Source organism: Chryseobacterium sp. CBo1 (genome assembly GCF_001693475.1).
Lineage (GTDB): Bacteria > Bacteroidota > Bacteroidia > Flavobacteriales > Weeksellaceae > Chryseobacterium > Chryseobacterium formosense.
Map to the genome: position 1 here is coordinate 46,405 of NZ_MAUH01000034.1, position 12,492 is coordinate 58,896.

14 protein-coding genes are annotated in these 12,492 nt (G+C 35.3%); 6 read left to right on the plus strand and 8 right to left on the minus strand.

Annotation, left to right across the window (positions count from 1 at the left end):
- The first annotated feature begins 1 nt into the window (after position 1).
- Positions 2–1,609 carry a fumarate hydratase gene (locus BA768_RS15090; RefSeq protein WP_065721425.1) on the plus strand — a complete coding sequence of 536 codons (1,608 nt, stop codon included), beginning with the start codon at positions 2–4 and terminating at the stop codon, positions 1,607–1,609.
- Between the two features lie 97 nt (positions 1,610–1,706).
- Positions 1,707–1,997 (plus strand): hypothetical protein, encoded by a 291-nt coding sequence (locus BA768_RS15095; protein WP_034677796.1) that lies wholly within the window; start codon positions 1,707–1,709, stop codon positions 1,995–1,997.
- 98 nt (positions 1,998–2,095) lie between these two features.
- On the opposite strand, the gene BA768_RS15100 is transcribed toward BA768_RS15095, so the two are convergent.
- On the minus strand, positions 2,096–3,010 hold the full coding sequence (locus BA768_RS15100; protein WP_065721426.1) for a helix-turn-helix domain-containing protein: 915 nt from the start codon (positions 3,008–3,010) through the stop codon (positions 2,096–2,098).
- A 98-nt stretch (positions 3,011–3,108) separates the two neighbouring features.
- Between BA768_RS15100 and BA768_RS15105 the strand changes: the two genes are divergently transcribed.
- The 3 genes from BA768_RS15105 to BA768_RS15115 all read left to right on the plus strand — a co-directional run bounded on the left by BA768_RS15105 (position 3,109) and on the right by BA768_RS15115 (position 7,069).
- The gene (locus BA768_RS15105; protein WP_065721427.1) at positions 3,109–5,175 is read left to right on the plus strand and encodes a T9SS type A sorting domain-containing protein; all 2,067 of its coding nucleotides are present in this window, start codon (positions 3,109–3,111) and stop codon (positions 5,173–5,175) included.
- Positions 5,176–5,350: 175 nt separating this feature from the next.
- Complete coding sequence (gene prfA, locus BA768_RS15110; RefSeq protein WP_065721428.1) at positions 5,351–6,436, plus strand: peptide chain release factor 1; 1,086 nt, start codon at positions 5,351–5,353, stop codon at positions 6,434–6,436.
- A 69-nt stretch (positions 6,437–6,505) separates the two neighbouring features.
- Positions 6,506–7,069: an STM3941 family protein gene (locus tag BA768_RS15115; protein WP_065721429.1), complete on the plus strand. Its 564-nt coding sequence runs from the start codon at positions 6,506–6,508 to the stop codon at positions 7,067–7,069.
- A gap of 44 nt (positions 7,070–7,113) precedes the next feature.
- Here BA768_RS15115 and BA768_RS21530 read toward each other — a convergent pair whose 3' ends face one another.
- On the minus strand, positions 7,114–7,947 hold the full coding sequence (locus BA768_RS21530; protein ID WP_065721430.1) for a M23 family metallopeptidase: 834 nt from the start codon (positions 7,945–7,947) through the stop codon (positions 7,114–7,116).
- 161 nt (positions 7,948–8,108) lie between these two features.
- Here BA768_RS21530 and BA768_RS15125 point away from each other — a divergent pair, with 161 nt between their 5' ends.
- The gene (locus BA768_RS15125) at positions 8,109–8,867 is read left to right on the plus strand and encodes a type III pantothenate kinase (RefSeq protein WP_065721542.1); all 759 of its coding nucleotides are present in this window, start codon (positions 8,109–8,111) and stop codon (positions 8,865–8,867) included.
- 77 nt (positions 8,868–8,944) lie between these two features.
- Here BA768_RS15125 and BA768_RS15130 read toward each other — a convergent pair whose 3' ends face one another.
- From BA768_RS15130 to BA768_RS15155, 6 genes are all read right to left on the minus strand, one after another.
- Positions 8,945–9,376 carry a nucleoside deaminase gene (locus BA768_RS15130; protein WP_047482194.1) on the minus strand — a complete coding sequence of 144 codons (432 nt, stop codon included), beginning with the start codon at positions 9,374–9,376 and terminating at the stop codon, positions 8,945–8,947.
- Between the two features lie 69 nt (positions 9,377–9,445).
- Positions 9,446–9,994 carry an energy transducer TonB gene (locus BA768_RS15135; protein ID WP_083206703.1) on the minus strand — a complete coding sequence of 183 codons (549 nt, stop codon included), beginning with the start codon at positions 9,992–9,994 and terminating at the stop codon, positions 9,446–9,448.
- Between the two features lie 130 nt (positions 9,995–10,124).
- Complete coding sequence (locus BA768_RS15140) at positions 10,125–11,042, minus strand: helix-turn-helix transcriptional regulator (protein ID WP_065721432.1); 918 nt, start codon at positions 11,040–11,042, stop codon at positions 10,125–10,127.
- 393 nt (positions 11,043–11,435) lie between these two features.
- Complete coding sequence (locus BA768_RS15150; protein ID WP_065721434.1) at positions 11,436–11,783, minus strand: hypothetical protein; 348 nt, start codon at positions 11,781–11,783, stop codon at positions 11,436–11,438.
- Positions 11,784–11,858: 75 nt separating this feature from the next.
- Positions 11,859–12,029 carry a hypothetical protein gene (locus BA768_RS21670; RefSeq protein WP_317039967.1) on the minus strand — a complete coding sequence of 57 codons (171 nt, stop codon included), beginning with the start codon at positions 12,027–12,029 and terminating at the stop codon, positions 11,859–11,861.
- The gene (locus BA768_RS15155) at positions 12,011–12,424 is read right to left on the minus strand and encodes a transposase (protein WP_317039968.1); all 414 of its coding nucleotides are present in this window, start codon (positions 12,422–12,424) and stop codon (positions 12,011–12,013) included. Before BA768_RS15155 ends, BA768_RS21670 begins: the two co-directional genes overlap by 19 nt.
- Between the last annotated feature and the right edge of the window lie 68 nt (positions 12,425–12,492).

The following is a 12,492-nucleotide window of genomic DNA, read 5'->3' on the forward strand; positions in this document are numbered from 1 at the left end:
AATGGATTTTAGATATCAGGATCCGTATCCGATTTTGAAAGATGATACGGTTTATAAAAAATTGACTTCAGATTATATAAAGGTTGAAAAACATGGCGAAAGGGAAATTTTAACCGTAGATCCGAAAGGTCTTGAGCTTCTTGCAGAAGAAGCGATGGCGGATGTTTCTTTTATGCTTCGTTCTTCACACTTGGAAAGTCTGAGAAGAATTATTGATGATCCTGAAGCGACTGATAATGACAGATTCGTTGCTTATAATTTATTGCAAAATGCTGCAGTAGCTGCGGAAGGCGCTTTGCCTTCTTGTCAGGATACAGGAACAGCTATTGTAATGGGTAAAAAAGGAGAAAATGTTTATACGGGTGTTGATGACGGAGAATATTTAAGCAAAGGAATTTACAATACGTATCAAAAGCGAAACTTAAGATATTCTCAGGTCGTTCCTTTGACAATGTTTGATGAAAAAAATTCTGGTTCTAATCTTCCCGCGCAGATTGATATTTATGCTAAAAAAGGAGATTACTACGAATTTTTATTTTTAACAAAAGGAGGAGGCTCAGCAAATAAAACATTCCTTTATCAAAAAACTAAATCTTTACTGAACGAAAAATCTTTGGAAGCTTTTGTAAGAGAGAGAATTTCAGATTTAGGAACTGCAGCTTGTCCGCCTTATCACTTGGCTTTGGTTATTGGTGGAACTTCTGCGGAAGCAAATTTGGCTGCGGTGAAAAAAGCATCTGCAAAATATTACGATAATCTTCCAACGGAAGGAAATGAAGCCGGACAAGCATTCAGAGATTTGGAATGGGAAGCAAAAGTTCAGAAAATTTGCCAGGAAAGTGAGATAGGAGCACAGTTTGGCGGGAAATATTTAACGCACGACGTTCGAGTAATCAGACTTCCTCGTCACGCAGCTTCTTGTCCTGTCGGAATGGGAGTTTCTTGTTCGGCAGATAGAAATATTAAAGGAAAAATTACCAAAGAAGGTATTTTCTTAGAGCAATTGGAACAGGATCCGAAAAGATTTTTACCCGCAACGCCGCCACATTTGGAAGAAGCAGTTGAGGTTGATTTGAATAAACCAATGCCTGAAATTTTGGCTGAACTTTCAAAATATCCAATCAAAACAAGATTAAAATTAAACGGAACTTTAATTGTTGCAAGAGATATTGCTCACGCAAAAATCAAAGAATTATTGGATGCAGGACAACCTATGCCTGAATATTTTAAAAATCATCCGATTTATTACGCAGGGCCGGCTAAAACTCCGGAAGGAATGGCTTCAGGAAGTTTCGGACCTACGACTGCGGGTAGGATGGATGTTTATGTAGACGAATTCCAAAGCCACGGCGGAAGTATGGTGATGTTGGCAAAAGGAAACAGAACGGCTGATGTAACCAATGCTTGTAAAAAATATGGAGGTTTCTACATCGGTTCGATCGGAGGTCCGGCTGCAATTTTGGCAAAAGATAATATTCTGTCTGTTGAGGTTGTTGATTTTCCTGAATTAGGAATGGAAGCAGTAAGAAAGATTGAGGTAAAAGACTTTCCTGCATTTATCATTACAGATGATAAAGGGAATGACTTCTTCGCAAATCTTGCGCATTAATTAGTTTAAATTTAAAATAAATAGCAAAAATCAGCTTCTATCTTTTGCCTGAAAAGGAAAAATGTTTTATTTTTGCCCTAATCTTTAAGAAAAAAAAATGATTTTATCAGCATTTTGGCCGTTTTATCAGTTCCTTTGGACAATCTATTTCATTACAATGTTCCTTGTAGGATTCTGGTGTATCTTTATGTTTTTCGGATTGGTCATTCCAATGTGGTTAACAGAAGGTTTAAAAGAATATTTTGGTAAAGTAAAACCTTTCGATCCTGAACAAATCAGAAGCAAGCTTTTGACAGAGCAGGAAGGAGTTGAGGTTATTTACAGTGCTCCAAAAGGTCACGGTCCTTTCTTACACGATAGCCACGGTCACGATCACGGACATCATTAATTGATTGTCATTGCTTTCCCACATGAATTCCGGGAAAGTAATATCAAAGCAAAACAACATATATGAAACCACTAAAAGTAATTTTGGTGGTTTTTCTTTTACCCTAACCTCAGCTTTTCAGGTGAAACGCCAAACTTTTTTTTGAAAGCACGGGTGAAATTCTGTACATATTCATAGCCGCATTCTATTGCAATTTCTTTAATCATTACCTTATTGTTGATGATCATTTTCTTGGCTTTCAGCATTCTGAGTTCCGAAATATAATCGACGATGGTTGTATGATAATGTTCTTTAAACTCTCTCCTCAATTTATTCTGATTAATCCCTATGATTCTGGAAATTTCTTCAATTTTCAAATTCCTGTGATAGTTTTCATCTAAAAATTTCTTAATGGTTTCTGGAGTTTTAGATAAATCTTCTGCAATATCCTTTTCATTAAACTGCTCAAAAATTAAAATTAAAAGCTTAATGATTTTAGCTTCAATAAAAAGCTTCTGCATAACCCCTTTTTTAGAATAACCGGAAATTTCCTTTAAGATCATATGCATTTCTACGGTCATCAGTGGCGGAGTTTCTTTATGAAGAAAAATAAAATTGTTATTCTTCATGTTTTCAAGAATTTCTGCACTTTCAAGGTTAGATTGTGGTTCAATTAAATCAAATACATACTGATAGTTTACCTGAATCTGAAAATATTTTAGAGCTTCCTGATTTTCCGTCCATAATTCCGCACGGTTTTCCGATGACGAATAATGAAGGATGTATTGGTTTTTTTTAAACATGAAATTTGTATCACAATCTGAAGCCTGCAAATTGATATTCGGGCTTAGTAAAAAAAGCAGATTAAAGCTCGATTCTCCCTCAATAAAATTTGATTTCAGATATTTTCCTGTTACTGTATCTTCATGATAGACTACTTTAATGTCTTCAGATTCAAAGAGTAAGCTTCTTTTTGTTTCATTCATCTTATTACTCGGTTTTGTTTCATAATACTCAAGTAGAAAAATCTGCATCCGATAAATGAAAGTTTGAAAATGATAAGTATAGAATGATCGGGCAGACTAATTTTGCGCAAAATTAAATTAAATTTAGAATAAATAAAAATAATTTTATGTTTATTAATCTACAATCTAAAGTAAAAGGAATAGGAGTAGGGATTGGAATTCTTACAATGGCGATAAGTTCGCTCAATGCGCAGCAATGGGTTGATGTAGGCTCTACAGGAAATATTTCTGCGGGAACGAGCAGCTATAATAATCTTGCCATCGATACACAGGGAAACTATTATATATCTTATTATGATGTTTCTGTTCAAAAGGGTTCTGTACAGAAATTTAACGGAACCTCTTGGTCTTATGTTGGCGGAAATGCCGGAATTACTACAGGAACGGCAACATTTAATTCTTTATCCACAGATTCTTCAGGAAATGTTTTTTACACCAATCAGGACGGTTATCCGAATTCCGGGATGGAAGTAAGAAAATTTGACGGAAATACATGGACGTCATATGCAAAGCCATTCACAGCGACAATTAATTATCAGGCTTCAGCAGTTTCTCCGAATAACAACACCCTTTTCGTTTACTCAAATTCAGAATCAGGCTCGGTAAAACGATATGTAAATAATGCATGGGAACAGGTTGGAGCTACAGGTTTCGGTACGCCGGCTTTTTCAGAAATGATTGTTGGAACTAACGGGAAAGTATATGTTTGTGGAATTTCTTCAGGTGTAAAAGTATTTGAAAACTCAGCAACTGCTACTTCATCTGATCAATGGTCATTGGTCGGAGGTGCAAATGTGGGAAGCACATTTACTGAAGGAGTAAATTCGACGGCAGACTTTGCATTAGGAGCCGATAATACAATTTATGTGGTTTATTCTTCTCCGGCATCAAACAACAGAAGATTAAACGTAAAGAAATTCGACGGTACAAACTGGGTTCAGGTTGGTAATGCAGATTTCGGGATTTCAAATGATTTGTATAATGTTTCCATCGCAGTAACGCCTTCAGGAAAATTGTATGCTGTAGCAAGCGGATGGATTATAAATGGCGGAAAAAATACGGTTTATCAATATAACTCTACAAACAATACATGGGAAACTTTCGGAGGAGACTTTGTTTCTGATGGAACAGCTACTTACAATGATTTGCAATATGATGCCGTAAACAATACTCTGGTTCTTACGTATTCTCAAAACGGAGTAAGAGTGAAAAAGATTCAACTAGCAAATACAACTCCTGCGTGCAATAATGCTGATCCGGGAACTAATCCTGGAGATACAGGCTGCGTAACTTTTACATACAAAGGTCAGCAAGTTACTTACACAACAGTAAGAGGTGCAGATGGTAAAGTTTGGCTTCAGCAAAATTTGGGAAGCTTACAGGTTGCAACTTCTATGACAGATGCCGATTCTTATGGAGATCTTTTCCAGTGGGGAAGATGGGATGATGGTCATCAAAATCGAAATTCAGCAACCTCTAATGAGCCTTCACCAAACACTCCGGTTGGTTTGAATAATTCGGCCTCTTTTATTTTAGGATCTTGGTGGGGAGGAAATGATCTTAATGATCAATGGACAGCAAATTCTAATTCTATTACCTCAACAAACGGAGCAGATCCTTGTAAAATTGTAGGCTCAGATTGGAAAATGCCAACCCAGGCCGATTGGACAGCCACTAAAAATGCAGAAGGAATAAACAATCCGGCAACAGCATACGCAAGTAAACTTAAGCTTCCGGCGGGAGGTAACCGTTCATTTACAAATGGTAGTTTTGAATTTGTGGGACAGAGAGGCTATTTCTGGAGTTCAACTACTACAGGATTGGGAGCTAAATATTTATATGTAGGTACTACTATTGGAAATCCATCAGCGGGAGCACCGAGAGGGCAAGGTTCTTCTGTTAGATGTATCAAAGAAATAACAAGCGGTTTAGGAACTTCCGATATTAAAAAAATAACATTAGGAATTTATCCGAACCCGACCAATGGAATTTTAAATATCAAAACAGATTCTGAGGTTGAAAAAATAAATGTTACGAATATGGTAGGCCAGAGAATGGATGTACAATTTATTAATAATCAGATCAATATACAGTCCCTTCAGAAAGGAATTTACATCGTTGAATTACAATTGAAAAGCGGACAAAAAGTTTCGAAGAAAATCATTAAAAACTAATAACCATTTATAATAATTGATTCATATTATTAATTTTTTTACACCAAAGGCTCATGTGTTTTGCATGAGCTTTTATTTTTAGTTTAAAACAAATAAAATCAGAGATCTAAAGTCATGAAATTGAGCTTTTGTTCTTCGTTGCCAATTCCGTATCTTTGCCAACTAAATTTTTAATATGTCTAAATCATTAATTCCAAAATTAGAAGCGATAAAACAGAGATATAATGAGGTTGCCGATCTTATTATTCAGCCTGATGTCATTTCAGACCAGAAAAGATATTCTTCTTTAAACAAAGAATATAGTGATTTGGGAAAAATTGTAAGAGTTTACGATCAATATAAAGGAGCTTTAGATACAATCGAAGAGTCAGACGAAATCATTGCAGACGGTTCGGATAAAGATTTTGTTGAATTGGCAAAAATCGAAAAAAATGAAGCTTTAGAAAAAATTCCCGGTCTTGAAGATGAGCTTAAAGTTCTTTTGATTCCTAAAGATCCTGCCGACGATAAAAACGTTATTGTGGAACTTCGTGCCGGAACTGGAGGAGACGAAGCGGCGATTTTCGTGGAAGATGTCTACAGAATGTACACTATGTATTTCAAAACGAAAGGTTGGAGACATGAAGTGACCGACTCCAACGAAGCGGCAAAAGGCTACAAAGAACTCATCATGAAAGTGGAAGGAGAGGGCGTTTACGGAATCATGAAATTCGAATCCGGAGTTCACCGTGTACAGCGTGTTCCGGAAACTGAATCTCAGGGTAGAGTTCATACCTCAGCAATTACGATTGCGGTTCTTCCGGAAGCTGAAGAAGTTGATTTTGAATTAAATCCTGCCGATATTGAAATGCAGACTTCACGTTCAGGTGGAGCAGGAGGTCAGAACGTAAACAAGGTTGAAACTAAGGTTCAGTTAACGCACAAACCTTCAGGAATGGTGGTTGTTTGTCAGCAGGCTCGTTCTCAGCTCGCAAACCGTGAACTGGCAATGGAAATGTTGAGAACCAAACTATACGACATCGAATTGCAGAAAGTTCAGGGAGATATTGCTGCACAGCGTAAATCGATGGTTTCTACCGGTGACCGTTCTGCTAAGATTAAAACATACAATTATCCACAAGGAAGAGTTACCGACCACAGAATCAACAAGTCGATGTACAATCTTGATGCCTACATGAATGGTGATATTTCAGAGATGATTGATGCAGTAATTATGGCCGAAAACGCTGAAAAAATGAAAGGAGAAGAGGATAATTATTAATTCTTTTTCTTTTAATAATATAAGCTTCTGATAATTCGGAAGCTTTTTTAATACATAAACAAATATTTTATGGATATTAATAATGAGTCACAACAGATTGAAATTCCATTAAGTAAAGTGAAAATCGGCTTATTGTGTTTAGGGGCTTTGTTATTTGTTGCTTTAGGATTGTTGTTAATTATTTACGAACCACAATCAATCAACTATTCCAATAGGCACTCTTGGATAATGAGACCTTTCTTTCGTTTTTTAGCAGGACTTCTATTCGTTATTTTCTTCGGTTTTGCATTAGTCATATTATTTATCAGATTGTTTAATAAAAATCCGGGATTAATCATTAATGAAAAAGGTATTATTGATAATACAAGTATTTTTGGTTTGGGATTTATCCCATGGAAAGACATAAGAGATATCAAAATTGTAAAAATTAATAATGGAAATTTTATTCTTGTTTTGCTTAAAAATCCATCTTATTATATTAATTCAACAATTCATTGGTTAAAACGAAAATCACTTAAAACTAGTTTTAAATATCATAATACGCCACTTTGTATGTCTGCTAACTCTTTAGCCATCAACTTTGATGAGCTATATCAGTTACTGATAAATAGTAAAAAAGAATTTAAAAAGTAAAATTCTTTTACGTTAGCAAGAAAATTAAAATTCAATTTTTGAAATTAATACCCTCTCGCATACGATTTTCCCTCTTCTAAATATTCAGTCTTATCTCCGTGTCCGGTTTTAAACAGCGTTTTTACCGTAAGTCGGTTTTTATCTGCAGTTGCACTCGGAAGAAAAGTGACGAAATGCAAATGAGGACCGCTGCTCCAGCCTGTATTCCCGCTCCATGCGATGGGCTGACTTTTAGTTACCGTTTCTCCAACTTTTACTTGTGCACCATTTTGTTGAAGATGAAAATATTCAGCAATCGTTCCGTCAGAATGCAAGATTGAAATATAATTGCCGTAAGGAGCGCAGTTTCTCGTCGGGCAGCTTTGATTATTATTTTGAACAATATCAATGACCATACCTTCGCGTGCCGCCAAAACCTCGGTTCCTTCAGGCATGATAAAGTCTAAAGAATTTTCATTTTGATGAGAAAAACTGCCGTTATAACCTTGGTGAATCCAAAGTGCTTTTCCCTTGCGAAAAGGCAGATCGTAGACATAATTTTTGTCGTAGTTTTTTATGGTGATATCTCCCTTGTAGCTTTTGTAATTTGGCATTTTCTTTAGTTTCCAGCTTTTTTTCTGATCATTTACCACAAAATAAGTGACCTTATATTTTGTTGTTTTTGCGGGAATAACCTGTGTGGTTTTGAAAATTTCAGGCTTTTTTAAATTTTCAATTTCCGGCTGTCCGCTGAAAACCATAGAAACAGGATAGATTTCCTGATTGTCTGCATAGTAAATCAGTGTATCTCCTTTTCTTTCGGGATACATTTTGATATTTTTTTGTGAGAAGTAGAATGCGGACTGAATAATAAGAATAAATGCAAGAACGTTTTTCATATCTGTTTTGATCTAAATAAATCTATCACAAGTATAAACCATTTTCATTGATATTGAAAGGATATTTTTAAAGAAAAGTATTATTTTTACCTCTGAAAAATTAATAGGATATTCATCTTTTATTCCTGAATTCTGATGAATTTCCGCTGAAAAATATGTCAATGAATTCTATCGTAATCAATGTTGGAAACAGCAATATCAGATTTGGTCTTTTTGATGATGATAATTGTGATATTTCGTGGATTATCAATACAAAGCCTTATCGTACCGCCGATGAGCTACATGGTCAGATGCTGATTTTGTATCAGACGTATAAAATTGATCCTCAGGATATAAAAAAGATAATTGTAGGTTCTGTAGTTCCGCAATTAACAAGAGAAATTACTTCTGCCATCAGAAAAATCCATGGAATTATGCCTGTTATGGTAGATCGTACTACACCTTCTGAAGTTGTGGCAAAATCGAAACAGATGGGAACCGATATTTATGCCAATCTGGTTGCTGCTCACAATATGTATCCCGGGAGAAAGAAGATTGTTTTAGATTTCGGAACTGCGCTTACCGCAAGTTGTGTCGCCGAAGATGGTGAAACAATGGGCGTTATTATTGCGCCGGGAATTATAACTTCTTTAAATTCATTGATCAGTCAGACCGCTCAGTTACCTGAAATTGAACTGGTAAAACCGAAATCTGTTTTAGGTTTAGATACAGTTACCTGTATGCAAAGCGGTATGGTTTACGGCTTCCTCGGAATGGTAGAAGGCTTTATCGATCGGATTAATGATGAGGTTCAGGATGACTGCTTTGTCATTGCAACAGGCGGTGTTTCTCACGTTTACAAACCTCTAACCGAAAAAATACATATCGCAGACCGACTTCACACGCTGAAAGGTTTGTATTTTTTAGGAAAAGATTTATAAATTAGGTTGAGGCTAAGGTTAAGGTTAATGAAAATCTTATTGAATATTTCAGTCTCAACCTCAGCCCTAGCCTCAATCTATCTTTTAGATTTAAAAAACTCTTTTACGATAGAAGAGCACTCGTTTTCCATTATTCCCGTAACGATTTCTGTTTTAGGATGAAGGGAAAGATTTTTATTGATAAATCCACGCTGTTCGTCTCTTGCACCGATGACAACTTTCGAAATCTGTGCCCAGGAAAGTGCTCCGGAACACATTACACATGGTTCTAAAGTCACGTACAGTGTACAGTTGATAAGGTATTTTCCTCCTAAAAAATTGGCAGCAGAAGTTATAGCCTGCATTTCAGCATGTGCGGTCACATCGTTTAACGTTTCGGTGAGATTATGCGACCTTGCAATCACACGATCATTTGATACCACAACGCAGCCAATAGGAACCTCATCTTTCTCAAAAGCTGATTCGGCTTCCTGCAAAGCCATTTTCATAAAATATTCGTCGGTAAACATAAAAATAAAAGCTTAGTACAAAAATAAGCTTTTCAATAATTATTTTTTGAGATTAATTTAAATATAAATTTATTCGAAATTCAGTGCTAAAGGAAGCCTGAATTTGTATCTGACAGGAGTTCCGTTGATATAAGCAGGGGAGAATTTCTCAGAAATGGAGTAGACTGCTATTTCTGCCTGTCGGTTAAATGTAAAATTGTCACCTTCGGCTTTTACATTACTGATGGTTCCGTCTTTTTCAACAATAAAACCAATATTGGTTTTTACATTTCCTGCTTCAGAATGTACTCCGTCTCCATAAAAAAGCTGGGCAATTTCTTTTCTTAAGGCATTAATTCCGCCGGGATAATCGGCTGTTTTGTCAATCGTTTTAGAAAATTCAGAGCTTTGTTGATTATTGGTTAGTGTAGGTTTTAATCTCTTGACGTCTTCAAGGTTTTTAACCTTTAACAAAGCTGCAATGAGAGCGACATTTTCAATACTGTCCATTTTTTTCATGAAGAACAAAAAATCGTTCTTAACGGCAGATTTATACAGCGGATTGTTTTCTGCATCGAATTTCTTTTTAAACTCGTTATTGAGTAAGGTTCTGTGCTGATTATAATAGTGTTTTACCATTCTGAACTCCTCGGTCTGCTGAGAAAAACAAAATGTTGATACAAAAATCAAAAACAGGTATAAAACTTTCAACGGATTCTAATTATATGTAAATGTAATCAAAAAAGATGCAAAAACAGATTTGATCTTACTATTCAAAATAATTATTCAGAGATTCCTGTAAATGTTTCTTAATGTCGTCAACTAAATTTATCGGTTCTAAAACCTGCACTTCCTTTCCATACGATAAAATCTCCTGCATAAAATCATAAGTAGGATGGAGGAAAAATTCAAAATAAATCTCTTCAGGTGTTTCTTTTGTTTCTGTTTGTGACTGGTGCAAAGGAAAACTTCTGATGTATTCGCCCTGATGACGGCTACATTTCAAGACGATTTTCTGTGGGTTTTGTTCGGTAAGATTCATCACTCCGAAAGCATTTTTGAAATGCTCCCTGAAATTGTATTTGTACTTTTCTCTGAATTTCTGAGGCGTCACATCCAGATAATTAATCCGGTCTAAACCGAAAGATTTCAGTGCTTTGTCTTTGGTGTCAATCGCAATAAGATACCATCGGTCTTTGGATTCTTTCAAGGCTAAAGGATGAACCTTTCGGGAAGTCATCAGTTTGTTTTTGTAGTTGTAATGTTCAAACAAAACAATTCTTTTATTGCGGATGGCAAAGAATAAATCATAAAAATTTTCTGCTCCGCTTGGTTTTCGGCTTTCAAAAAAGATGTAATTGGCGAAATCGGGATGATTGTTTAAGGCATTGCTTACCTGGAAAGACTCCAGCAATTTCTGATTGTACTCATCCACTTCCATCATAGGGCGGCTTTCGATATAATAACGGTTGTCACCCTTTTTCTTGTTGTGAATGGAAAGATTAAAAAGATTGGAAATCTCACGAATATCCCTCTGCAGAGTTCTGATTGAATAGCTTTTGATATCCGCATCCTGAAACTCAAAAGAGTCCAGAAGATAATCTTCCAGCTGGGAATAGGTAGCAGGAGCGCTCTCTAATTTTTTGATGATTAGTGCATATCTCGTAAGATAAAAATCTTTTTTCATGCCTGAATTTTATAAAACAAATATATGAGCTTACTGCGACAAACGGTGTCGTGTTTTGCTTTTGTGGATAAATTTTATGCTAAAATATTCTTCAAGATGATGAGGAGGTTTTTGAGAACTATATTTGGTATATGTTTCTAAGCCTTTATTCTTCTGGCAAAATCTTAAACTTTCTAAAAGAAATTTCTGTGTATTCATTTCGGATAAATACATTTAACCAACCTACAACGGCAAAACTTATGAAATATAATCCTTCAGGATTGTGGAAATTGTAATTTCTACTAATCTTATGTTTTTTTAAAGATAAAACTTTTGAGAGAGTTTTTAAAAGAAAAGCCACACGATAGAATCGTGCGGCAGCGGGGGGCAACTTATGGTTGCCGTTAATTAAAATTATCTACCATTTTTCTGTAAAAATTCTTTAAAGTCCTTTAAAAAATTGACTAATTTTTCTGTAGACCAAATTATATCTGCTATTTTTTGTAATCGATTAAGCTCATTAAATAAATGAGTTTCTTCTTTATCTGCTACAATCAATAAATGACCTCCCTCTACAGAATATTGAAAATTATTTCCTACTGTAATTGAATCAATCTCATCAAGTATATTTTGTATTTCTTCGGATGTCCAAATATGGGAATTAATCTCAAACAAGGCTTTTTCATTATTTGGAATTGAATCATATTCAATTCCATAAATACCTTCTTGACCAAAAACTTGTGTCGAAAATTTGTATTTCATTTTTTTTATATTTAATTGTTAAATCTTTGGATAAGCCTCCGCTGCCGCACGAATCCTTTCGTGTGGTCAGTCATCTTAGAAATCAAACATTCTAAAAACCACAACGTCATCCAAAAGCCCTTTTTCATCAGAATAATCTAAAGCACTGCTATATCTGTAATCTTCTGCACGAAAAACCAAGCCTGCTTCAACAGGGTTTTGATGAACATAATTAATCTTTTGGTTGATTACATGGTTGCTCCACAACTCAATTGGTTTATTGTCATGTCTCCAAATTGATATTGGTTTACATTCGAATTTTTTGAGCCTTCTTTGAGAAAGAAATTCAAAAGAAATTCTTTTCTGCTTTCTCTATGATTGTCTTTAATAGCCTGAACAATTGCCTTACTTGTAAATCTTTTGAAATCACCGATCATAAGTTCTGGTTTCTGACCATCGATACTTCGAAAAACCAAGTGTACATGGCTTGACATGATACACCATGCATGAATTTCCATACCTTTATTCTTTTGGCAAAATCTTAAACTTTCTAAAAGAATTTCTTTGTACTCATTTCTGATAAATACATCCAGCCAACCGACAACGGCAAAACTTATGAAATATAACCCTTCAGGATTGTGGAATTTGTAATTTCTACTCATCTTTATGTTTTTATAAAGATAAAACTTTTGAGAGAGTTTGTAAAATAAAAAGCCACACGCAGTGATTT